Consider the following 21,461-nt stretch of genomic DNA (forward strand, 5'->3'; position numbering starts at 1 on the left):
CATGGCGCCGCCCGGCTGATGGCCGAGATCTACATCGGCTTGATGTCGGGCACGTCGATGGACGGGGTCGACGGCGTCCTGGCCGAGTGGACGGCCGACGCAGCGCTGCGTGTGCATGCCCATGTACACCTGGAGTTCGATCCGGCCCTGGCCGCCGAACTGATGGCCCTGAACAGCAGCGGCCCGGACGAACTGCACCGCGCCGCACTGGCGGGCAATGCCTTGGCGCGGCGCTATGCCGATGTTGTTCACGCGCTGCTCGCGAAGTCCGGCATGCCCGTCTCGTCCGTGCGGGCCATCGGTGCGCACGGCCAGACCGTGCGGCACCGTCCCCAGCAGTTCGATGGCGTCGGCTACTCGCTGCAGGTCAACAGCCCGGCACTACTGGCCGAGCTGACCGGCATCGACGTGGTGGCTGACCTGCGCAGCCGCGACGTCGCCGCCGGTGGCCAGGGCGCGCCGCTCGTACCGGCCTTCCATCGGGCCGAGTTCGGCCGGACCGGCCAGTCGTTGGCCGTGTTGAACCTCGGCGGCATCAGCAACCTGACGCTGCTGGGCGACGACGGCTCGGTGCTCGGCTTCGATTGCGGCCCGGGCAATTCACTCCTGGACCACTGGATCGGCCGACAGCTGTCTCAGCCTTTCGACGCCGGCGGTCGCTGGGCGGCCAGCGGCCGCGTCGTCCCGCCCTTGCTGCAGGCCTTGCAGCGCGAGCCCTACTTCGATCTGTCTCCGCCCAAGAGCACCGGGCGGGATCTGTTCCATGCCGCTTGGCTCGAGCAGCGCCTGGCACCGTTCGCCGGGCTGGCGCCGGCCGACGTTCAGGCCACGCTGGCCGAGTTGACAGCCTGGGTCTGCGCCCGCGATCTGCAGCGCTGGGCACCTTCGATCCGCGAACTGCGGGTGTGTGGAGGCGGCGCCTTCAACACCGATTTGATGGGACGAATCGCCGTGCGTGCGGTCGGCGTCGATGTTCGATCGACGGCCGATCGGGGCTTGCCACCCGATCAGGTCGAGGCCTGCGCCTTTGCATGGCTGGCCCGGCAGTTCGTGCGGCGCGAGCCTGCCAGCCTGCCATCGGTCACCGGCGCCCGCGGCGCACGGGTGCTGGGCTGCCTCTACCCGGCCGCACCATGACAAAGGCCGCCCGAAGGCGGCCTCGTGTGGCGCAACGGCCAGTCAGGCCGAGAAGCTCGATCCGCAACCGCAGGTGGTGGTCGCGTTCGGATTCTTGATGACGAACTGCGCGCCTTGCAGGTCGTCCTTGTAGTCGATCTCCGCACCAGCCAGGTACTGCAGGCTCATCGCGTCGACCAGCAGCGTGACGCCGTTCTTCGTCATCTGCGTGTCGTCTTCGTTGACGACCTCGTCGAAGGTGAAGCCGTACTGGAAGCCGGAACAGCCACCGCCCTGCACGAAGACGCGCAGCTTCAGATCGGGGTTGCCTTCTTCGTCGACCAGTTCCTTCACCTTGCCGGCGGCGCTGTCGGTGAAGATGATCGGCGACGGCGGCTCGTCCGCAGCGATCTGGGTCTGGATGTTCTCTGCGACTGCACTCATCACGCGCTCCTGCGGCACCACGCCGTGTGCCGCAATCTTACAGATTTGCGGCGGCGAGTTTCAGGGATGGTCTTTCGTCTGCCTTGATCGGCCTCAATTCGCCGTCGATGGTGGCGCCCTGGTGCATCTCGAGGACCTCGTAGCGGACGTCGCCGGTGATCTGCGCCTTGGGCTGCAGTTCCAGCAGGTCGCTCGAGTGGATGGGGCCGATCACCGTGCCGTTGACGATCACGTGGCCGGCGTTGACCTTGCCCGTGACGCGGGCTTTTTCGCTGATCACGAGGATGCTGTAGCCCTCGCCGGCGGCGACCACGTCACCGACGACCTCGCCATCGATGCGCAGGCCGTCCGCGAAGCGGAGTTCGCCGGTGATCACCGTGCCTTCGCCGATCAGTGTGCGGATGGGCGGCTGCTTCTTCTTCCCGAACATTCGAAATCCTCCAGGCTGACCATGGGATGCGCCACAGGCGCTCACATCTTCAGCGTGTGCGACGCAAGAACTGCGCCGCGCGTGTCGGTGACCTTTACCGTCACCATCTTTATCACGGCTTGCGGCGGATGGTCAATCAGGCCCTCGACGCGGCGGTACTGCCTGACCTGCAAGGGCTGCGTGCCCCCCGGCGGCACCAGCGACCACGGCCGCCCCTCCAGCGTGCCGGAAAGCGTCACCTCGTAGCGCCCGCTGAACTCGGGCCGCGATTTGCCCGTCTGCATCAGCAGCAGCTGGTAGCGCAGCTGGCCGGGCGTCACGGCCTCGGCCTGCAAGCCACGGATGCTGAGCGCCGATTCGCCCGCGGCAGCGGGCAGCAAGCGCTCGAAGAATCCCAGATCGTTCTTGAGTGCGAGGTTCTCGGCTTCCGTCAGCTTGAGCTGCTGGGCGAGCTTTTCCTGCGCGGTGCGCTCGGTCTTGAGCAGGCTGTCGGCCGTGTTGGCGATCGACAGCGCCTTCTCGCGCTCGTCGCGCAGCTGGGAGACCTCGATACGCAGCCGCGAGAGTTCTTCCTTCGCGTCGCGGTCGAGGCCGGCGATGTTCTTGCCGGTCTCGAAGGCCCACATCGCCAGGGCGCCTGAGAAGCCGAGAGCCAACGCAGCCACGGCCCAGCGCAGCGGCCAGGGCAAGTGGCTGCGAACGATCATGCGCGGTGCGCTGACCGACAAACGACGTCGCCACAGTTTCCAACGCATCGCGTCTGTTCGTATCGGTTGGTAAGCCGGAGCCGGAAACGAAAGAGGCCGCACAGTGGCGGCCTCGATCGAGGTTCGGCGGGTGTCGCGACCTCAGCGCTTGCTGAACTGCTTCCGGCGACGCGCGCCGTGCAGACCCACCTTCTTGCGCTCGACTTCGCGTGCATCACGCGTCACGAAGCCGGCGCGGCTCAGGTCGGGCTTGAGCGCCGCGTCGTAGTCGATCAGGGCGCGGGTGATGCCGTGACGCACCGCACCGGCCTGGCCGGACTCGCCGCCACCGTGCACGTTCACCTTCACGTCGAATGCTGCGTCGTTCGCGGTCAGCACGAGCGGCTGCTTGACGACCATGATCGAGGTCTGGCGGCCGAAGTACTGCTCGACCGGCCGGCCGTTGACCAGGATCTGGCCCGTGCCCTTCTTCATGAAGACACGCGCGACCGACGATTTGCGGCGGCCGGTACCGTAGTTCCAATTTCCGATCATCACCGCTCCTTAGATTTCCAGCGCCTTGGGCTGCTGGGCGGTGTGCGGATGCGTGGCACCGGCATACACCTTCAGCTTCTTGACCATCGCGTAACCGAGGGGGCCCTTGGGGAGCATGCCCTTGACCGCCTTCTCGAGCGCGCGCCCGGGATGCTTGGCCTGCATGTCCTTGAACGTGGTGCCGTAGATACCGCCCGGGAAACCCGAGTGACGGTAGTACACCTTGTCGTTGGCCTTGTTGCCGGTCACCCGGATCTTGTCGGCATTGACGACGACGATGAAGTCACCGGTATCGACGTGAGGCGTGTAAATGGCCTTGTGCTTGCCGCGCAGGCGGAGGGCGACTTCACTGGCCACCCTTCCGAGGACCTTGTCGGTCGCGTCAATCACAAACCACTCATGCGTCACATCAGCCGGCTTGGCGCTGAAGGTTTTCATGATCAGTGGAGATAGAGTCAGGCTCCATGCCGTATTGGCCGCACCACGCGAGGCTCCGCTTCTTGGATAGGCGGACTCTCATCTGGCACCACCTGCAGACGCAGGCGCTTTCCGCGGAGCAAATTGCGGAAAGCCCGTGAGTCTAGCAGAAGGCAGGCCGGGCATTTGCACGGATTGAATGGAGTCGACTGGCGATCTGGACTGCGGCCTCTAGCTCGATCGCTTAGACTGGGGTTAACCCTAGTCACCGGAGGTCTCAGATGGGCTTTCCAGACGATCCGCGGCAAGACTCATTGCCGTCCAGCGCTTCACAAGAGCGCTCAGCCACCGCTTCGCCGGAAGTCGACTCATCGTCCAAGTGGACTTGGGTGCCCATCCGCTCCCTGGGCCCTCGGCACCGTGATCGCATCGCGGCACACCTCATCAGCCTGGACGCGGCGGACCGCTACCTGCGCTTCGGCTACCCCGCCAACGACGCGCAGATCGCACGTTACGTCGACATGCTCGACTTCGATCAGGACGAGGTGTTCGGCATCTTCAACCGCCGCCTCGACCTGATCGCGATGGCTCACCTGGCCCACCCCGCCACGCCGACGGAATCTTCTCGCGGCACGATGGCCGAGTTCGGCGTTACCGTGCTCAAGAAGGCGCGTGGCCGCGGTTTTGGCGCTCGCCTTTTCGAGCATTCGGTGTTGCATGCCCGCAACCGTGGGGTGCAGACCTTGTTCATCCATGCGCTGAGCGAGAACACCGCGATGCTCAAGATTGCCCGCAACGCCGGCGCGACGGTCGAGCGGGACGGTTCGGAATCGGACGCCTGGCTGCGCCTGCCACCCGACACCTTCGCCTCGCATGTCGAAGAAGTGATGGGGCAGCAGGCGGCCGAGTTCGACTACCAGATCAAGCGGCATGTCACGACGGTTCAAAGAATCATCGAGACGATATCGGAAGTGAAAGCTCACATATCTGACTCGCGTCACATCGCAGGCGAGTGAGAAGACCGGGGCCCCCTGACCGGGCGTGACTCCCTGAGGTCGGGGATCCTGGGGAGACTTCCAAACCGTAACATCCGGTACATTGGACGTTCGCGATTGACCTGCACTGGCGGGTCCGTGACACCGAAACCGGACCTGGACATGCCGACCCCACCCTTGACCATTGCGCTGGCTGCCCTCGCGGGTATCGCCGCCGCCTCCGTGGTGTGGCTCTGGTGGTCTCGCCGCCCCGCCAAGCCGACCGCCTTGCCGAACGACTGGGCGCTGACTGCACGGCCGGTGTTTTCCACCGACGAACGGCGGGTCTACCGGCTGCTGCGCGAAGCGCTGCCTCACCACATCGTGCTTTCCAAGTTGCCGCTCGTGCGATTCAGCCAGCCGGTGGACCCTTCGCGCGTGCGCTACTGGTACGACCTGCTCGGCTCCATCCACGTGGCCTTTGCCGTGTGCAGCGCGAACGGCCGGGTGCTGGCCGCCATCGATCTGGATACCGACCGCGGCAATTCTCGGCGTGTGCTGCAGATCAAGCAGTCGGTCCTCGGCGCCTGCCGCGTTCGCTACCTGCGTTGCCCGGTCGAGAACCTGCCTTCGGTGGCCGAACTGCAGTTGCTCGTGCCTCAGGCCGGCGCCAATGCCCGCGGACCGCAGGCCGCTGCCGCGCCCGCGCAGAACCTGCACCAGGCCCGCGACACACTGGCGAACACCGTGGCGCATCGGCGCGCGGAACGCACCGCCCTGTGGCAGGACTCGTCGCTGTTCCAGGATTCCTTCTTTGCGCCCGACACTCGCACCGATGGATCGGGGCAAAGCGAGTTCGGCGGCCTGAGCAGCCTTGGCTCGCCGCGTTCGCGTCCCGGCTCGCTCGACAGCGGCCCGGGCGGTTTGGCGGACGACGATCGCGACGACGTCGGCGGTGTCGTCGTCGACGTCCCGCGCTATTCGTCCAACAACCGCCACTGACGGTTCGCGTTCGGGCCCCGCGTACGATGCGGGCATGAGTCCAACGCCTGCAGAGAACGACACCCCCTACGCAGGCCTCGACCCGGAGGTCGTGCTCGACGCCCTCGATGCCGTGGGCCTGCGCGGTGACGGCCGGCTGATCCAGCTGAATTCGTACGAGAACCGCGTCTTCCAGGTCTTCCTGGAGGATGGCCGCGTCGTGGTGGCCAAGTTCTACCGGCCCGGCCGCTGGAGCGACGCGCAAATCCTCGAGGAACACGCCTTCGCGATCGAACTGGCGGCGAAGGAGATCCCGCTGGCCGCCCCCTGGCCGCTGACGCCGGATCCGCAGTCGCTGCGCGCCGTGCAGGTCACGAGCCGCGGGCCGACGCTGGCGGCGTTCGACACGGTCGGCGGACCGTATCGCTTCACGGTCACCGCTCGCATGGCCGGGCGGGCACCCGAAGTCGAGGATCCGTCGGTGCTCGAATGGATCGGCCGCTTCATTGGCCGCATCCACGCCATCGGTGCGACGGGCCGCTTCGAGACCCGCATGGCGTTGAATCCGACCACCTACGGCACCGAACCACGCGACTGGCTGCTCGCCCAGGACATCGTGCCGCCGGACGCCCTGACGGCGTGGCGCTCCATGGCCGAGTCCGCGCTAGAGCAGGTGCGCGAGGCCTTCGAAGGAATCACCTCGCTCAAGCTGCTGCGCCTGCACGGCGACTGCCACCTGGGCAACATCCTGTGGACCGACGCCGGCCCGCACTTCGTCGACCTTGACGATGCGGTCACCGGACCGGCGGTGCAGGACCTGTGGATGCTTCTGTCGGGCAGCCGCGCCGAGCAGACACGCCAGCTCGGCGCCGTGCTCGACGGCTACGAGCAGTTCATGGACTTCGACCGGCGCGAGCTCGCACTGATCGAGCCCTTGCGCACGCTGCGCATGATCCACCACAGCGCCTGGATCGCCAGGCGCTGGAAGGACCCTGCCTTCCCGATCGCCTTCCCGTGGTTCGAGAGCCCGTCGTACTGGATGGAGCAGGCCACGCGGCTGCGCGACCAGATCGAGGCGATGGCCGAAGCGCCGCTCGTCGCCTGACGCGCGGCCGCCCGCCGGCCGTGACTCAGCCGACCAGCAGCGCGTTGACGCGCCTCACGTAGGCGCCCGGGTCTTCCAGGTGGCCACCCTCGGCGAGCAGTGCCTGGTCGAACAGGATGTTCGCCAGATCGTCGAAATGTGCGCTCGCGTCCAGCCGCTTGACGAGCGCGTGCTCCGCGTTGACTTCGAGGATGGGCAAGGCCTTCGGCGCATCCTGTCCGGCCTGCTTGAGCATGCGCGCGAGGTGGCCGCTGATGTCGCCCTCCTCGGCCACCAGACAAGCCGGTGAATCGACCAGGCGCGTGGTGATCCGCACGTCCTTCGCACGATCCTTCAGCGCCTCCTTCAGCCGTTCGAGCACCGGCTTGAAGGCTTCGGCGGCTTCTTCGGCCTGCTTCTTCTCGCCCTCGTCCTGCAGCTTGCCCAGGTCGACCGCGCCCTTGGCCACGCTCTGCAGCGGCTTGCCGTCGAACTCGAACAGGTGCGCGAGCATCCACTCGTCGACGCGATCGACGAGCAAGAGCACCTCGATGCCCTTCTTGCGGAAGATCTCAAGCTGCGGGCTGCTCTTGGCAGCCGCGAGGCTGTCGGCGGTGATGTAGTAGATCGCCTCCTGGCCTTCCTTCATGCGACCGACGTACTCCGCCAGCGACACGCCCGCATCGGCCTGCGTCGAGGCGAAGCGCAGCAGCTTGGCCAGGCGCTCCTGGTTGGCGTGGTCCTCGCCGACGCCTTCCTTGAGCACGGCACCGAAGTCCGCCCAGAACTTCGCGTACTTCTCGCGCTCGGCGGCATCCTCGCTGTCGGCCAGGCTTTCGAGCATCGACAGGATGCGCTTGGTCGAGCCTTCGCGGATCGCCTTCACGTCGCGGCTCTCCTGCAGCAGCTCGCGACTCACGTTCAGCGGCAGGTCGGCGCTGTCGATCACGCCCTTGACGAAGCGCAGGTACACCGGCATCAGCGCCTCGGCGTCGTCCATGATGAAGACGCGCTTGACGTACAGCTTCACGCCGCCGCGCTTGTCGCGGTTCCACAGGTCGAACGGCGCCTTGGCCGGGATGTACAGCAGCTGCGTGTACTCGCTGCGGCCCTCGACGCGGTTGTGCGTGTAGGCCAGCGGCGCCTCGGTGTCGTAGCTGATCTGCTTGTAGAACTCCTCGTACTCCTGCGCCGTCACCTCGCTCTTGTTGCGCGCCCACAGCGCCGCAGCCTTGTTGACCGGCGTCCACTCGTCGGTGAGCTTCTGCTGGCCGGCCTCGGCATCCCACTCCTCCTTGCGCATCAGGATGGGCAGCGAGATGTGATCGGAGTACTTGCCGATCACCGAGCGCAGCTTCCAGCCGGAGAGGAACTCCTCCTCGCCGTCGCGCAGGTGCAGCGTCACGCTGGTGCCGCGCTCGGGCCGCGTGATGGTCTCGACCTCGAAGTCGCCGGTGCCTTCCGAGCTCCAGCGCACGCCCTCTTCCGGCGCCAGGCCGGCGCGGCGCGACTCGACGGTGATGCGGTCGGCAACGATGAAGCCGCTGTAGAAGCCCACGCCGAACTGGCCGATCAGCTGCGCGTCCTTCTTCTTGTCGCCTTCGAGCGCGGCCATGAACTCGCGCGTGCCGCTCTTGGCGATGGTGCCGAGATTGGCCACCGCCTCCGGCTCCGACAGGCCGATGCCGTTGTCAGTGATGGTGATCGTCTTCGCCTCGGCGTCGAAGGCCACGCGCACCTCGAGGTTCGGCGCGTTCTCGAACAACTCGGCCTTGTCCAGCGCCTCGAAGCGCAGCTTGTCGCAGGCGTCGGACGCGTTGGAGATGAGCTCGCGGAGGAAGATCTCCTTGTTGGAGTACAGCGAGTGCGTGACGAGGTGCAGGATCTGCTTGACCTCGGCCTGGAACGAGAGAGTCTGTTTGCTCATGGTCTTGAAAGTGCGAAGCCCGCCGGTCCACCCGCCGGCCGAGGGAGTATGGGGGCTTCGCACCGGGTTTCAAGACCCGCCCGGGCGGGCGCACGCAGGCGTCAGTTCACGACGTAGACCACCGCCGTGCGCGGCGGGATGACGAAGCGCCCGCTCGCGCCGTCGTAGCTCGCGTCGTTGGCGGCGCGGCGGTCGGCGGCGCCCGGGGCGAGGTGCACCGGGTGCAGTCGGTAGGCCTTGCCCTTTTCGCTGTCGATGGTGAGCGTCTGCGCCACCTTGTCGACGTTGACGAAGTACAGCACCTCGTGGAAACGCGAACCGGGGTAGCCGTTGCCGTCCAGGTGCCCAGCCAGCACCGTGGGCACCTGGCCGGATCCGGTGTTGCGGAAGCTCAGGCGCGCCTTGACGTCGTCGGCCGTGCGCAGCCGGAACAGCGTCGAGCTGCCGCGGATGGCCAGCAGGTCGCGGAAGGCATCGCGCGTCCAGCCGATCTCGTTGCCGCTCGGCTTGATGTCAGCGTTGGCGAGCAGCGGCCCGATGATCGACCAGTTGTCCCCGTTGTCGCCCCTCAATGGCAGGCCGACGCCGAAGTTGTTGTCGGCGTAGCTCCAGTCCAGGCGATTGAACCAGTCGCCCGAGTTGTAGCTGTTGCGGTCCATCGACTTGCTGCGCAGCGTGTCGATGCCGGCGTGGAAATAGGCCACACCCTGGCTGAACGCATTGATGGCGGCGCCGAGCATCTGCGCACGCGCCCGGTCGTCCTTCGAGGTCGCGGTCGGCAGCTTGTAGGCGTTGATGTCGAACAGCGTCTGGTTGTCGTGGTTCTCGACGTAGTTCACCACCTCGGCGGGGCTCGTCACGTAGCCGGCCGGCTGGCCGTTGTAGTCGAGTTGCTGCAGTTGCAGCGCGGCGTCCCAGTGCGTCGTCAACGTGTAGTCGCGGATCGAGCCGGCCATGCCCACCTTGATGATGTCCGCCGCCCACATCAGGTCGGTCTTCGACTTGCCGGCGCCGCTGCCGTTGTCGTCGTAGAACAGGCCGTTGATGTAGCCCTGGTTGCGCACCAGGCTCTGGCCGCCGTCGAAGGGCCCGCCGCCGCGCACGAAGTCGCGCGCTCGGTCGCTGAAGGTGGCGATACCCGAGCCGTTCAGCGACAGCTGAGAGGCCTGCACGAAGCGCGCGCCGTTGGCCACCTCGCCGAAGTTCCAGCCTTCGCCGATGAGCTGCACGGGGCGGCCGGCGGCGTTGTCCACGGTCTTCTTCAGCAGCTCCATCACCGCACGCGGCTGGTGCGCCATCAGGTCGAAGCGGAACGAGTCGATGCGGTACTGCGTCGCCCAGGTCTTCACCGAGTCGATCATGAGCTTGCCCATCATCAGGTTCTCGGTGGCGGTGTTCTCGCAGCAGGTCGAGCGTTCGACGTTGCCGCTGCCGTCGAGCCGGTGGTAGTAGCCCGGCACGATGCGGTCGAGCACCGACTTGTCGTTCTGCCCCGAGGCAGAGGTGTGGTTGTAGACCACATCCATGCCCACGCGCAGGCCGGCCCGGTGCAACGCCATCACCATCTGGCGGAACTCGAGGATGCGCTTGGCACCGTCGGCCGCGTCGGAGGCGAAGCTGCCTTCCGGCGCGGTGTAGTGGTAGGGGTCGTAGCCCCAGTTGAAACAGTCGGCGTCCTTCACGGCCTCCACCGCCGCCTGCTGCGCTTCGCCATTGGCCGCTCCGGCCGGTATGGCCGGCGTCACGCAGCCGGTCTCGGGCACCGAGGCGATGTCGAACACCGGCAGCAGGTGCACGTCGGTCAGGCCGGCCTGCGCGAGCCCGCGCAGGTGGCGCATGCCGTTGGAGTTGGCCCAGGTGAAGGCGCGGTACTTGCCGCGGTCCGCCAGCGGCACGCTCGGGTCGTTCACCGAGAAGTCGCGCACGTGCAGCTCGTAGATCGACATGTCGGTCTGCGCCGGGATGCGCGGCGCGGCGTGGCGTTCCCAACCCGCGGGCTGGAGGCGCCGGTCGTCGAGGTCGGCGACGTAGCTGCGCTTCGAATCGGTGGTCAGGCTGATCGAGTACGGATCCGTGACCAGGTTGCGCACCAGCCCCGTGCCGCGCACGAACACCTCCACGGCGTAGCGGTAGTACTTGCCGTCGAGCCGCGGCCGCTGGCCGCTCCAGATGCCGGTGTCGCGGTCGAAGCGCATCGTCTCGACGCCCGTGGACGCGCCGGCACCACTGTCGTAGACGCACAGTTGCACGCGCTGCGCGGTCGGCGCCCAGAGCTTGAAGCGGCCGGACTCGCCGTGCAACGCCACGCCGAGATCGTCTTCGCGCACCGCGGCAGCGAACATGGTGTCGAGCGCACCCGGCAGCTGCGCCGTGGTCGCGTTCTGCACCAGGCCGTCGGCGTTTTCCTGCACGAGCACGAGCTGCGACGCGATCAGCGAGCGCGCCAGCCGTTCGGCGTCGCGCCTGGACACGCTCAGCACCACACCCGCAGCGACGTACTTGAAGCGTGTCGCGGCGTCCGCAGGCACGGTGCCGGCGAAGACCTGCAGCTCGATCGCGCCGTCGGCACCGCTCACGGCCGCATCGGTCTTCGCGACGATCTGGCCCTGGGCCGAGTGGTACAGCCTGAACGTGCCGCCGCTGTTCGCCTTCGGCCACTGGATCAGCCGGTCGGTCAGCCAGTAGGCGCGCGCGTCGGTGGTCGACACCTGGCGCAGGTCAGGCGCGCGGTAGAACACCGTCGGCGTGCCCTGCACCAGCCAAACCTCGGCGACACCGTTCACAGCCGTGACATTGGCGTAGTCGACACGGATGTTGTCGTTCCAGCCATCCTTGTTGCCGCTGCCACCGTTCGGGTTGTCCGGCGTGCCGTGGACGATGAACTCCACTGCGCTGCGCGAGATATCGTCCTTGGGGTTGAGCACGGGCAGGTCGAATAGCACCTCGTTGGCGCTGGCTGCACGGTAGTTCGGCATGGCCGCGAAGGCGATCGGGCTGTCCCACACGTTCAGCGTGAGGCCGGCCAGGCGCGAGGCATCGATGCGGCTCGTGTCCCACAGGTGCAACCCCCAGTGCGCGTAGTCGCCGTCGCTGCGCAGGTAGTGGACGCGCAGCGCATTCAGGTCCAGCGTCGCCAGCGCGTCGGGGTTGGTGCGGAACACCGTGGCCTGGCCCGACTTGAGCCAGAGTTCGCCACCGTCGGTGAACTTCCAGAGGCGGTCCAGCCCCGGCGGATCGCCATCCGCGCTGGGCTTGTGCACGATGAAGCCGAAGCCGGCCGCATCGGCACGGAACACGCTGGCGTCGATCAGCCAGTAGATGCCGTAGGCGTCGGTGCCTGCCGGTGCGAGCGGCGCGGGCCAACTCACGTTCGGGTAGTCGGCGATGTAGGCGTTGGCGCTGTTGACCTGCCACACATGCAGGCCGAAGTCGGCGTAGTTGCCGTCGGCGCGCTGGTAGTGCACCTTGACCGGACCGGCCGGCGCCGGCGTATCAGCCTTCGGCACCGCGGCAAGGACGATGCTCACGTTGTCGGCATCGCAGATGTCCAGCCGCGGGCTCGGCCGCGAGGCCCCGAGCGCCTCGGCGCGGTCGGTGGCCGCGGTGTCGGCCACGGCGGAGAAGGCTTCCGACGCGTCGCCGCCGCCGCCTCCGCATCCCGACAACAGGGCCGCCAAGAGAAGGCTGCCGATCCATAGGCGGGATGCACGCATGACGCTCTCCTCCCCGGGGTTTCCGGACGATGGGGAGCCGATGGTAGTGAAGCCAAACTACATAACCAATGCCGTGCTTACCCTAGTGTTTCCGTGCGAACCACCTACGTAGAGCCTGTAGTCGCCTGTAGTTTGAGTAATTCAACTACACGATGCTTCGACCTGAAGCTAAAGTCTCGGCCCATGATGAAAGCCCCCACCTCTTCACGTGGCCGCTTGGCCAGTCTGACCCTGGCCTTGTTGCTGGCCGCCTGCGGCGGCGGTGGCGGAGATGCCGGGCCGCTGCCGAACGTGGACGCCACGCCGGTGGCCGCTGCCGACCCCGGCAGTACGCTGCCCGCCGACTGGCGCCAAGGCGTGTTCGCCGAGATCTTCGTGCGCGGCTACAAGGACAGCAACGGCGACGGCATCGGCGACCTGCGCGGCCTCACGCAGAGCCTGGACTACCTGCAAGACCTGGGCGTGACCGGGCTCTGGCTGATGCCGATCACGCGAAGCCAGGATGGCGACCACGGCTATGCGGTGGCCGACTACCGCAGCATCGAACCGGCCTACGGCAGCCTGGCCGACCTGGACGAACTGCTGGCCCAGGCGCATGCACGCGGCATCGGCGTGATCGTCGACTACGTGATGAACCACAGCGCGGCACAGCACCCCGCCTTCGTCAACGCCAACAGTTCGAGCAGCAACCCCTATCGCAACTGGTACGTCTTCCAGGCCAGCCAGCCGCAGGGCTGGAGCGTCTACGGCGGCAACCCGTGGCGCAGCGGCAGCGGCGGCTACTACTACGCGCCGTTCTGGGACCAGATGCCCGACTTCAACCTGAAGAATGCCGAGGTGGTGAACTTCCACCACGACAACCTGCGCTTCTGGCTGAACCGCGGCGTCGACGGCTTCCGCTTCGACGCAGTGGGCAACCTGGTCGAGAACGGCGCGGGCGCCTGGCTGAACCAGCCGGAGAACTACGCGCTGATGAACGGCGTACGGCAGCTGGTCGGGACTTATCAGCAGCGCTTCATGGTCTGCGAGGGCCCGGACGACCCGATCGGTTTCGCCCAGCCCACGGCCTGCGGCAGAGCCTTCGCTTTCGGGCACCAGTCGAACCTGATCAACGCCGCGCGCGGCAACACCACTGCCATTGCCGCCGTGGCGAACTACTTCGCCACCGCACCAGCGGGCATGGCCACCATGCTGTCCAACCATGACCGCTTTGCTGGCGAACGCCTCTGGAACCAGCTCAGCGGCAACGAAGCCCAGTACCGCCTCGCCGCGGCCACCTACCTGCTGCAACCGGGCACGCCCTTCATCTACTACGGCGAAGAGATCGGCATGGCCGGCGCCTCGGCGAACATCGGCGACGACCCGAAGCTGCGCACCCCGATGAGCTGGGCCGGCGATGCGAAGGCCGGCTTCACGACCGGCACGCCCTTCCGTGCCCTCTCGGCCAACGTGGCCTCGAACAACGTCGCCGCGCAAAGCGCCGACCCGAACTCGCTGCTGAACTTCTACAAGGCCGTGGTCGCGGTGCGCCGCGCTCACCCGTCGCTGATGGCCGGCACGCACGCCGGTGCCACGGCCAGCGGCACGACTCTGAGCTTCCAGCGCGCGCAAGGCAACGAGCGCGCGGTGGTGATGATCAACTACGGTGCCGCCACGGCGAACGTCACGGCCGCCGGTTTGCCGGCGAATGCGGCGCTGGTCAATGCCTTCCCGGCCAGCGGCACCGATGCCGCGGCCGATGCGGGCGGGAGCGCCACGGTCGGCGTGCCGGCGCAGTCGGTGCGTGTGTTCATCGTCACGTCCTGAGTCTGGGCACCGAGAGGCTCAGACCAGCCCCAGCGTGTGGTGCCAGACCAGGTCGCCCAGGTAGCGGCCGGGCATCAAGGCGAAGGCACCGGCGCCGATGCAGCCGCCGATGTAGGTGCGCAGCATGCCCTTGCGGTGCGACACGATGTCGCGCCGCGCAATGGCGAACAGCGCCGCGCCCACGCCGACCAGCGTCACCACGGTGAGGATGTGGATCGGCGTGTAGCCGAACAGGTTCGGCAGCCGGAAGTCGCGGATGAAAACGCTGGACAACGCCGCGCCGATCATCAGCGTCACCCAGGCGTAGCCGATGGCGCGGTGGCCGCGCGAGCCCTTGCGCAGGTTCAGGGCGATCGGGCCGAGCACCAGCGCGGCGACGGCGAGCACCAGGTGCACCACGACGACGGGTGACAGGCTGGAAAGGCTGGCAGAGTGGGGCATGGTCGGCTCCGGTCGGTGCGAGTGTTGCGATGACCGAACTGTGCCGACGGCGCCAGGGCACCGCGACCGCGACGCGACGAAACGCCGGTGGATGGCGTGAAACGGTGACCCTGCGGGGCGAACCGCTTCAGCCGCGGTTCAGCACCTTCTCCACCGGGTTGGTGCGCAACCGGTAGGCGTCGGGCATGCCCGAGCCGAGCAAGGGGCGCAGGTAAAGGCGGAAGGCATCCGTCACGTCGGTGCCGCTGGCGCTGATGAAGGCGTCGTCCATCGTGCGCGTCTTGCCGGCCACCGACTCCAGCGGCACGAGTTCGTAGTCGACCGAGTAGAAGCCGGTGCGCTTGATCGCCACCGAGCCATCGCGCGCTCCCCACATGGCGTACTGCACTGCCTTCTCGCCGACCTCGCGCGCCTCGCGCTGGTCGACATCGCTGACGCAGCCGATGAAGCTGCGCTGCACGTAGCCGAAGGTGTCGCCGCGCACGCGCTTGATCTTCAGCTTCGTCTTGATCTCCTCGCACAGCAGGTCGGCCAGCGCGCCGCTGCCCGAGAGCTGCACGTTGCCGTGATCGTCGTGTTCCAGGTCGCGGGCGAGCTGGGCGGCGATGGGCGCGCCGCTCTCGTCGTGGATGCCTTCGGAGACGGCGATCACGCAGCGGCCGTAACGCTCGTAGACCGCCTTCACGTCGGCGAGGAACTTGTCGAGCATGAAGGTGCGCTCGGGCACGTAGATCAGGTGCGGGCCATCGTCCGGGAACTTCTTGCCCAGCGCCGACGCGGCAGTCAGGAAGCCGGCGTGCCGGCCCATCACCACCGCGAGGTAGACGCCGGGCAGCGCCGCGTTGTCGAGGTTGGCGCCCGCGAAGGCCTGCGCGACGAAACGCGCGGCGGACGGGAATCCCGGCGTGTGGTCGTTGCCGACCAGGTCGTTGTCGATCGTCTTGGGGATGTGGATGCTGCGCAGCGGGTAGTTCGCCTTGTGCGCCTCCTCGCTGACGATGCGCACGGTGTCCGACGAGTCGTTGCCGCCGATGTAGAAGAAGTGCTCGATCTCGTGCGCCTGCAGGACCTTGAAGATCTCCTGGCAGTACTTGAGGTCGGGCTTGTCGCGCGTGGAGCCCAGCGCCGAGGCCGGCGTGCCGGCCACCAGCTCGAGGTTGTGGCTGGTCTCCTGCGTGAGGTCGACGAAATCCTCGTTGACGATGCCGCGCACGCCGTGGCGTGCGCCGTAGATCCGCTGCACCTCGCCGAATCGCCGCGCCTCGAGCGCCACGCCGACGAGCGACTGGTTGATCACGGCGGTGGGGCCGCCGCCCTGGGCGACGAGGATCTTTCCGGATTTCATTCAAGGCCTCCTGGTGACGGCGGGATGGTACGCCCGCCGCCGACCCGGAAGCATGGCCCCGTCGGGGGCCGATCCGCCGTCAGGCCGCCAGCCGCAGCGGCTCGCGCTGCGAGCCTTCGTAGGCCTGCAGCTCGGCCAGCGCGCGGCTGATGTCGGACTCGTCGCCCTCGATCACCGCGCGGTCGGCTCGGCGCAGCGACGCCTCGATGAGCGCGCTGGCAAAGGCGCCGGCCGAGCCGATCGACACGTACTTGCGAACGAGTTCGCGGCAGCGGGCCTGTTCGACGGGAAGACGGTAGAGCAGTTGCGTGTTCATCATGGTGAGTTCCTCTGGATCGGTGGGCGGGGACGACGGCTTGTCGTGTCGTCCTGGCTTCATTTCAGTCCAGAGGGGTTCCCAATGCGACGCGGCCCGGGGGAGGATTCGGGCCGCGCCGGCGACGATCGCCAGACGATTCAGCGCTTGCCGCTGGTCGGGTGGTCGGGCTTGCCGGGCTTTCCAGGGTGGCCCGGCTTGCCATCCGGCTTGTCGTGCCCGCAGGGCGGAATCGTCTTCGGGTCGAACTTGGCGTTGAAGACCGGGAACTCCGGGATCGCCGCCGGCAGCAGGCGCACCCACTCCTTGCTGTCCTTGTGGTACTCGATCAGGAAGTCGACCCAGTCGGTCACCTTCAGGAAATCGATGATGTGCGGCTGCACCAGCGGCAGGGTCGGGTCGGGGTTGACGTCGAGGTAGAACGGCGAGCGCCAGTCCCAGAAACCGCGCAGCAGCGGGTCGGGCAGGAAGATGTTCATCGCCAGGTAGGGCGAGCTGAAGTTCCAGGTGATGCCGGTGCCGGCCGCCACCCAGGGCGCGTCGTTGGAGCCGTAGGCCTTGATGCCTTGCAGCGCATCCTTCAGCGCCCGCGCGGCCGGGTGAACGGGGTGGGGGCGGAAGTCGAAGTTCAGCAGCGAGTTGGCCAGGCTGAACAGGTCGGTCAGCTCGTCCGGCGCCTCGAGGCGGAAGGTGGCCTCGGTGTCGAACTGCTGGGCCAGCACGATGGCGCTGCGGATGCGCTGCACCACCGCCAGGCGCGACGCCGCGTCGGGCGCGCCGCGCAGCGCGGCGAGCAGGGCATCGGCCAGGTCGTCCACGCACTCGGCGATGGTGTGCAGCCGCGCCAGGCGCACCACGCAGCCCAGCGTCGGGTGGTTGCCCTTGGCCTCGAGGATCTGCCGGTTGGCGTCGGCGAACCAGTGCGCGAGCTCCTGCGCGCTGGCCGTGCCCTGCTGCGCCAGCTTGGCGAACACGCCCGGGTAGCCCTCGCCGGCGGTGAAGAAGTTGTAGTTCGGGTAGCCGGTGGCGTATTCGGCGCACGGCGCCACCGTGTGCAGCACCTCGACGGCCATGTTGAAGCAGTTGTCGAAGTGGATCACCGACAGCTTGGGCACGCCGGCCTCCTGCGCGGCCTTCAGCGCCGCGCCCAGGCCCCAGGTCGACAGCGGCATGTGGTTGGCCGGCAGCAGCGGCGAGCCGCCCGGCAGCAAGGGCGAGCCCCCCGGCAGCAGCGGCGATCCGCCGGGCAGCAGCGGCGAGCCGCCAGGCAGCACCGGTGCGCCGCCGTTGGCGTCGAAGCGCCACTCGAACGTGCCGTTGCGCGTCAGAGTGCGGGTGCTGAGCTGGCTGCGGTCGATCTCCGGCAGGTACCCGGCGCCGTGGCCCTCGAGCGCCAGCACGATGGCCGAAGTCGGGCGGCTGGCGTGAGCGTGGCGCAGGAAGCCGGCCAGGTTGTTCGGCGAAGCCATGTCCTGCTTCCAGCGCGAGGTGACGGTCACGCCCTCGGGCTTGCCGGCCTCGATCTCGACGAGGTAGGTGTCGTCCTTCGCCAGGTCGACCAGCGCGGCGACGTGCACGCCACTGGCTGCCACCTTCAGCAGGCCCTGGTAGAGCGGGTGCTGCGCCAGGTCGCGCGAGCTGCCCTCGGGGAAGGTGGAGAGCGTCTCGTCGCTGCCGAACGGCGCGTAGACGGCGAACAACACGCTGTCGGTGCGCGCGGAATCGCCGGGCTTCTCCGGCTGGAGGCGGGGCAGGGGCATGGTCTCTCCTGTTGTTGTCGAAGGCGGCAGTGCACGCGCGAGCTGCACGCTACCCGCGACGGTACGCCCCACGCCATCCCATTCACAAGCACTCGTTCTTCGGTGGGATGGCGCTCGATCAGACGATCGTGAGACGATTCATCGTGGCCTCAGAAACATCCACTAACACTTTCACCGAGGGTCGCGTGCGCCGCCCCTCCCTGCGCACGGCCGAGTCGGTGCTCGACGGTCTGCTGGCCGCCCACCGCGCCGGCACGCTGGACGAGTGGCTTCGCCAGCACCCGCGCGTCGCCGGCTGGATCGATGCGCAGTGGCTGCGCCCGCTGCGCGGCGCAGCCGGCGACCTGCTGCCAGCCGGCCAGCGGGCCGCCGCACTGGCCCTTCTGCTGCGCTGGGCCATCGGCCAGCAGCGGCCCGACCAGGCGGCGCCGGCCGAAGCGATCCCGCGCGAGGCCTGGATCGAGCGCACCAGCTGGCGACCGATGCTCGCCCTGACCTGCCAGTACGGCTTCGCGCCGGTACCGGCCTTCCGCGACCGCTACCGCGGGCACGCCGACGAAGCCGCGGCCAGCCACCTGTGCGGCCTGTGGTCGGTGGGGGCCAGCACCTACTACCGCTACCTCGACAAGGGCAAGCGCGCGCTGGCCCAGTTGCTGCGCGAGGCGCCGGCGCCGGCGATGCACCGGCTCGCGCTGCGAGCCGCGACGCTGGAACTCGTCGCGGCGCAGACCGCACTGGCCGACGAAGCTGCCCGCCGCGTTTGGCACGCCCGCCACGCCATCGCGGCGCTGGCCGACGACGACAGCATCTCCGCGTTGTGGCACCTGAGCTGCGCGCGCGACACCACCGGCTTCATCCGCGCCCTGCAGCGGCACAGCGTCGAGCTGGCCAACGACGGCGAGACCGACCTGCTGCTCGAGGCGATGAGCGCGGCTGCCGAGTCGCCGCGCGAGCGCTTCGACCTGCTGCTGGCCCAGGGCACGCTGTGGCGCATGCGCGGCGACGCGCCGCGCGAGCAGGGCAGCTACGAACAGGCACTGCGCCTGGCCGCCGACGCCGACGATCCGCTGCTGCTGGGCATCGTCTACGGTGCGCTGGGCAAGTTCCACGAGCCGCGCGACCTCGACCGCGCCTTCGCCTACTACCAGGACGGCGCCGAGTGCCTGCGCCGCTCCGGCCTGGGCGAGGACGGCAGCGCGGCCGCCGAGACTGTCGAGGAGTACGTGGCCACGCTGGTGCGGCTGGCCTGGCTCTACGTGCTGCGCAACGACCCGCGCTCGAAGGCGCTGCTCGAACGCGCCGAGTCGCTGTGCCGCCGCCACACGCTGTCGCCGGCCACCGTGGCCATGCTCGAGCAGACCTGGGGCGAATGCTGGCGGCGCGCCGGCGAGCTGACGCGCGCACTCGAGCACAAGCACCGCGCACTGCTGCTGTACGAGCGCATCGACGATCGCCAGGCCATCCTGAAGACCTTCGGCAACCTGAGCCTGATCTACGGCGAGGCGAAGGACTTCGCCCGCGCAAGCGAGTACGCGCGCCGCGTGCTCGCGCTGGCCGACACCATGACGGTGGAGCCGGAGATCCTGGCCAGCACGCACCTCAACCTGGGCGTGGCCTGCTTCTGGCAGGCCGACTACGCGCAGGCGCAGGCCGAATACGAGGCCGCACTCGAGATCGCAATGCGCAACCGGCTGCACCGCGTGGCCGGCATCGCGCACCTGAACCTCGCCGAAGTGGCCTACCTGCGCTTCAAGCAGACGGCCGACCCGCAGGACGAATCGCGCGGCGACCGGCATGCCGCGGCGGCCACGGCCATCTGGCCGCACGACAGCGACCCGGCGCACAGCGAGGCAGCGCGCCGCCTCAAGCAGGAGATCCTCGGCCCCGACGCCGGCCTGGCGCGCGACCGCCTGCTGCCCGCCGAAGCCACCGACCACTATGCCGAGATGGCCGAGGTGCGCCGCCAGCGCGAGCAACTCGCCGTGCCCGGCGCGCCGCAGGATCATGTCGGCGCACACCTGGCCATCGCGCGCGCCTACCTGTCGATCGCCATGAAGGAGCGCGAGGCCGCGCTGGCGCTGATCGAGCGCCACGGCCTGGGCCAGCGCTTCATCGGCGAGATCGAGGCCTTGCGCCAGACTTTCGATCGCGAGCTCACGCGCGAGCAGAAGCTCGTCGCGCAGTGGCGCCAGGCCACTGCCGATCTGCTGAGCGCACAGCGTTGCGCCGCCGTGCTCGAGGCCTTGATGGCGAGCGGCTACGTCAACAAGAGCGCCTACGCCGAACTTTGCGCGCTGAGCCCGGCCACCGCGTCGAAGCACCTGGGCACGCTGGCCGAGCGCGGCCTGCTGGTGCAGACCGGCAAGGGCCCGGCCACCCGCTACATGCTGCCGGCCTGATCGGCCGGGCGGCGATTGTTCTTCAGGCCGAGACGGGGCGGATCTCGAAGCGCTTCGCGTCAGCCGCCCGCTCTCGGGCACGCAACTGTCCGCAGCCGGCCTCCACGTCCTGCCCGGCCGACTGGCGCAGCCGCGCCAGCACGCCGCGGTGGTTGAGCGTGCGCATGATCTGGCCGGCACGCTCGTCGCTCGGCCGGCGAAAGGCCAGCCCGTCGATCGTGTTGAACGGGATCATGTTCATGATCGCGTAGCGGCCGCGCAGCAGCGCCACGATGCCCTCGACCTCGTCGTCGCCGTCGTTGACGCCCTCGATCAGCGTCCACTGGTACTGGATCGGGTAGCCGGTGGCGCGGGCATAGCGCTCACCTTGCTCCACCAGTTCGGCCGGCTCGTAGCGTGGCGCGCGCGGCATCAATTCGGCTCGAAGCGCGGCCTTCGTCGAATGCAGCGACAGCGCCAGCGCCGGCTTCACGCGGCCCTGCGGCAGCCGTTCGAAGACGCGCGGGTCGCCCACCGTCGAGAAGACCAGCGACTTGTGGCCGATGCCCCCGGCCGTGCCGAGCAGGTCGATGGCCTCGAGCACGTTGTCCAGGTTGTGCGCCGGCTCGCCCATGCCCATGAAGACGACCTTGCGCACGGCGCGCTGGCGCCGCGCGAGTGCCACCTGCGCGACGATCTCGGCGCTGCCGAGCTGGCGCAGCAGCCCGTCGCGCCCGGTCATGCAGAACACGCAGCCGACCGCGCAGCCGGCCTGCGTCGACACGCACAGTCCGTCGCGCGGCAGCAGCACGCTCTCCACCGTCTGGCCATCGCCCAATTCGACGAGCAATCGCTGCGAGCCGTCGCCGCCGCCATGCGCCGTGCGCACGCGGGCCAGGGCGTCGAGCTCGGCCTCGATGGCGGGCAGGGCCTCGCGCAGCTCCTGCGGGATCCAGTCCTCGAGCCGGCGCCGGCCGCTGGTCTGCGGCTTGGCCTGCGACCACAGCCGCAGCACGCGCTCCTCGTGGACGGGCTTGGCCCCGAGTGCGCGCAGGCGTTGGCGGATGTCGGCGATGCGCATGGCGCGC

General features: G+C 68.4%; 18 protein-coding genes. 6 read left to right on the forward strand and 12 right to left on the reverse strand.

From position 1 onward, the window contains the following. Positions 1 to 15 precede the first annotated feature (15 nt). Complete coding sequence (locus tag HZ992_RS17725) at positions 16 to 1,137, forward strand: anhydro-N-acetylmuramic acid kinase (protein WP_209387222.1); 1,122 nt, start codon at positions 16 to 18, stop codon at positions 1,135 to 1,137. 42 nt (positions 1,138 to 1,179) lie between these two features. On the opposite strand, the gene erpA is transcribed toward HZ992_RS17725, so the two are convergent. The 5 genes from erpA to rplM all read right to left on the reverse strand — a co-directional run bounded on the left by erpA (position 1,180) and on the right by rplM (position 3,669). Next, positions 1,180 to 1,560: an iron-sulfur cluster insertion protein ErpA gene (gene erpA, locus HZ992_RS17730; RefSeq protein WP_209383141.1), complete on the reverse strand. Its 381-nt coding sequence runs from the start codon at positions 1,558 to 1,560 to the stop codon at positions 1,180 to 1,182. Between the two features lie 37 nt (positions 1,561 to 1,597). Further along, the gene (locus HZ992_RS17735) at positions 1,598 to 1,990 is read right to left on the reverse strand and encodes a bactofilin family protein (protein ID WP_209383142.1); all 393 of its coding nucleotides are present in this window, start codon (positions 1,988 to 1,990) and stop codon (positions 1,598 to 1,600) included. A 41-nt stretch (positions 1,991 to 2,031) separates the two neighbouring features. Continuing rightward, complete coding sequence (locus tag HZ992_RS17740) at positions 2,032 to 2,697, reverse strand: DUF6776 family protein (RefSeq protein WP_371816750.1); 666 nt, start codon at positions 2,695 to 2,697, stop codon at positions 2,032 to 2,034. Positions 2,698 to 2,838: 141 nt separating this feature from the next. Continuing rightward, positions 2,839 to 3,231, reverse strand: a complete 393-nt coding sequence (gene rpsI, locus HZ992_RS17745) for a 30S ribosomal protein S9 (protein ID WP_209383144.1) — start codon at positions 3,229 to 3,231, stop codon at positions 2,839 to 2,841. Positions 3,232 to 3,240: 9 nt separating this feature from the next. Then, positions 3,241 to 3,669: a 50S ribosomal protein L13 gene (rplM, locus tag HZ992_RS17750; protein ID WP_209383145.1), complete on the reverse strand. Its 429-nt coding sequence runs from the start codon at positions 3,667 to 3,669 to the stop codon at positions 3,241 to 3,243. A 260-nt stretch (positions 3,670 to 3,929) separates the two neighbouring features. Between rplM and HZ992_RS17755 the strand changes: the two genes are divergently transcribed. The 3 genes from HZ992_RS17755 (at position 3,930) to HZ992_RS17765 (ending at position 6,708) form a co-directional block, all read left to right on the forward strand. Beyond that, positions 3,930 to 4,664, forward strand: coding sequence for a GNAT family N-acetyltransferase (locus tag HZ992_RS17755; protein WP_209383146.1), 735 nt, complete (start codon positions 3,930 to 3,932; stop codon positions 4,662 to 4,664). A gap of 156 nt (positions 4,665 to 4,820) precedes the next feature. After that, positions 4,821 to 5,624, forward strand: coding sequence for a DUF2726 domain-containing protein (locus HZ992_RS17760; protein WP_209383147.1), 804 nt, complete (start codon positions 4,821 to 4,823; stop codon positions 5,622 to 5,624). Positions 5,625 to 5,658: 34 nt separating this feature from the next. After that, positions 5,659 to 6,708, forward strand: coding sequence for a serine/threonine protein kinase (locus HZ992_RS17765; protein ID WP_209383148.1), 1,050 nt, complete (start codon positions 5,659 to 5,661; stop codon positions 6,706 to 6,708). Between the two features lie 25 nt (positions 6,709 to 6,733). On the opposite strand, the gene htpG is transcribed toward HZ992_RS17765, so the two are convergent. Next, entirely contained in the window at positions 6,734 to 8,614 is a 1,881-nt protein-coding gene (gene htpG / locus HZ992_RS17770) for a molecular chaperone HtpG (protein ID WP_209383149.1), read from the reverse strand. Between the two features lie 101 nt (positions 8,615 to 8,715). After that, positions 8,716 to 12,327, reverse strand: coding sequence for an alpha-1,6-glucosidase domain-containing protein (locus tag HZ992_RS17775; RefSeq protein ID WP_209383150.1), 3,612 nt, complete (start codon positions 12,325 to 12,327; stop codon positions 8,716 to 8,718). A 216-nt stretch (positions 12,328 to 12,543) separates the two neighbouring features. On the opposite strand from HZ992_RS17775, the gene HZ992_RS17780 reads away from it, so the two are divergent. Then, a complete protein-coding gene (locus HZ992_RS17780; RefSeq protein WP_245213092.1) occupies positions 12,544 to 14,133 on the forward strand; it encodes an alpha-amylase family glycosyl hydrolase in 1,590 nt (529 codons plus the stop codon). A gap of 18 nt (positions 14,134 to 14,151) precedes the next feature. Here HZ992_RS17780 and HZ992_RS17785 read toward each other — a convergent pair whose 3' ends face one another. The 4 genes from HZ992_RS17785 to HZ992_RS17800 form a co-directional block, all read right to left on the reverse strand. After that, complete coding sequence (locus HZ992_RS17785) at positions 14,152 to 14,574, reverse strand: DUF2306 domain-containing protein (RefSeq protein WP_209383151.1); 423 nt, start codon at positions 14,572 to 14,574, stop codon at positions 14,152 to 14,154. Positions 14,575 to 14,701: 127 nt separating this feature from the next. After that, complete coding sequence (locus HZ992_RS17790) at positions 14,702 to 15,919, reverse strand: 6-phosphofructokinase (RefSeq protein WP_209383152.1); 1,218 nt, start codon at positions 15,917 to 15,919, stop codon at positions 14,702 to 14,704. Positions 15,920 to 15,998: 79 nt separating this feature from the next. After that, positions 15,999 to 16,238 carry a hypothetical protein gene (locus HZ992_RS17795; protein WP_209383153.1) on the reverse strand — a complete coding sequence of 80 codons (240 nt, stop codon included), beginning with the start codon at positions 16,236 to 16,238 and terminating at the stop codon, positions 15,999 to 16,001. A gap of 137 nt (positions 16,239 to 16,375) precedes the next feature. Continuing rightward, a complete protein-coding gene (locus HZ992_RS17800) occupies positions 16,376 to 17,995 on the reverse strand; it encodes a clostripain-related cysteine peptidase (protein WP_209383154.1) in 1,620 nt (539 codons plus the stop codon). 185 nt (positions 17,996 to 18,180) lie between these two features. On the opposite strand from HZ992_RS17800, the gene HZ992_RS17805 reads away from it, so the two are divergent. Then, positions 18,181 to 20,394, forward strand: a complete 2,214-nt coding sequence (locus tag HZ992_RS17805; RefSeq protein ID WP_209383155.1) for a tetratricopeptide repeat protein — start codon at positions 18,181 to 18,183, stop codon at positions 20,392 to 20,394. A gap of 22 nt (positions 20,395 to 20,416) precedes the next feature. Here the strand turns inward: HZ992_RS17805 and HZ992_RS17810 are convergent, their stop codons facing one another. Beyond that, the gene (locus HZ992_RS17810) at positions 20,417 to 21,454 is read right to left on the reverse strand and encodes an RNA methyltransferase (RefSeq protein WP_209383156.1); all 1,038 of its coding nucleotides are present in this window, start codon (positions 21,452 to 21,454) and stop codon (positions 20,417 to 20,419) included. Between the last annotated feature and the right edge of the window lie 7 nt (positions 21,455 to 21,461).

This window comes from Rhizobacter sp. AJA081-3, assembly GCF_017795745.1.
In the GTDB taxonomy this organism is placed as follows: domain Bacteria; phylum Pseudomonadota; class Gammaproteobacteria; order Burkholderiales; family Burkholderiaceae_C; genus Piscinibacter.

What these genes read in the sequence shown, in the direction of transcription:
- HZ992_RS17785 (WP_209383151.1), bottom strand. Translation starts at nt 14,574, where the DNA reads ATGCCCCACTCTGCCAGCCTTTCCAGCCTGTCACCCGTCGTCGTGGTG.
- HZ992_RS17735 (WP_209383142.1), bottom strand. Translation starts at nt 1,990, where the DNA reads ATGTTCGGGAAGAAGAAGCAGCCGCCCATCCGCACACTGATCGGCGAA.
- rplM (WP_209383145.1), bottom strand. Translation starts at nt 3,669, where the DNA reads ATGAAAACCTTCAGCGCCAAGCCGGCTGATGTGACGCATGAGTGGTTT.
- HZ992_RS17765 (WP_209383148.1), top strand. Translation starts at nt 5,659, where the DNA reads ATGAGTCCAACGCCTGCAGAGAACGACACCCCCTACGCAGGCCTCGAC.
- HZ992_RS17800 (WP_209383154.1), bottom strand. Translation starts at nt 17,995, where the DNA reads ATGCCCCTGCCCCGCCTCCAGCCGGAGAAGCCCGGCGATTCCGCGCGC.
- rpsI (WP_209383144.1), bottom strand. Translation starts at nt 3,231, where the DNA reads ATGATCGGAAATTGGAACTACGGTACCGGCCGCCGCAAATCGTCGGTC.
- HZ992_RS17740 (WP_371816750.1), bottom strand. Translation starts at nt 2,697, where the DNA reads ATGATCGTTCGCAGCCACTTGCCCTGGCCGCTGCGCTGGGCCGTGGCT.
- HZ992_RS17810 (WP_209383156.1), bottom strand. Translation starts at nt 21,454, where the DNA reads ATGCGCATCGCCGACATCCGCCAACGCCTGCGCGCACTCGGGGCCAAG.
- erpA (WP_209383141.1), bottom strand. Translation starts at nt 1,560, where the DNA reads ATGAGTGCAGTCGCAGAGAACATCCAGACCCAGATCGCTGCGGACGAG.
- HZ992_RS17790 (WP_209383152.1), bottom strand. Translation starts at nt 15,919, where the DNA reads ATGAAATCCGGAAAGATCCTCGTCGCCCAGGGCGGCGGCCCCACCGCC.
- HZ992_RS17755 (WP_209383146.1), top strand. Translation starts at nt 3,930, where the DNA reads ATGGGCTTTCCAGACGATCCGCGGCAAGACTCATTGCCGTCCAGCGCT.
- htpG (WP_209383149.1), bottom strand. Translation starts at nt 8,614, where the DNA reads ATGAGCAAACAGACTCTCTCGTTCCAGGCCGAGGTCAAGCAGATCCTG.
- HZ992_RS17795 (WP_209383153.1), bottom strand. Translation starts at nt 16,238, where the DNA reads ATGATGAACACGCAACTGCTCTACCGTCTTCCCGTCGAACAGGCCCGC.
- HZ992_RS17775 (WP_209383150.1), bottom strand. Translation starts at nt 12,327, where the DNA reads ATGCGTGCATCCCGCCTATGGATCGGCAGCCTTCTCTTGGCGGCCCTG.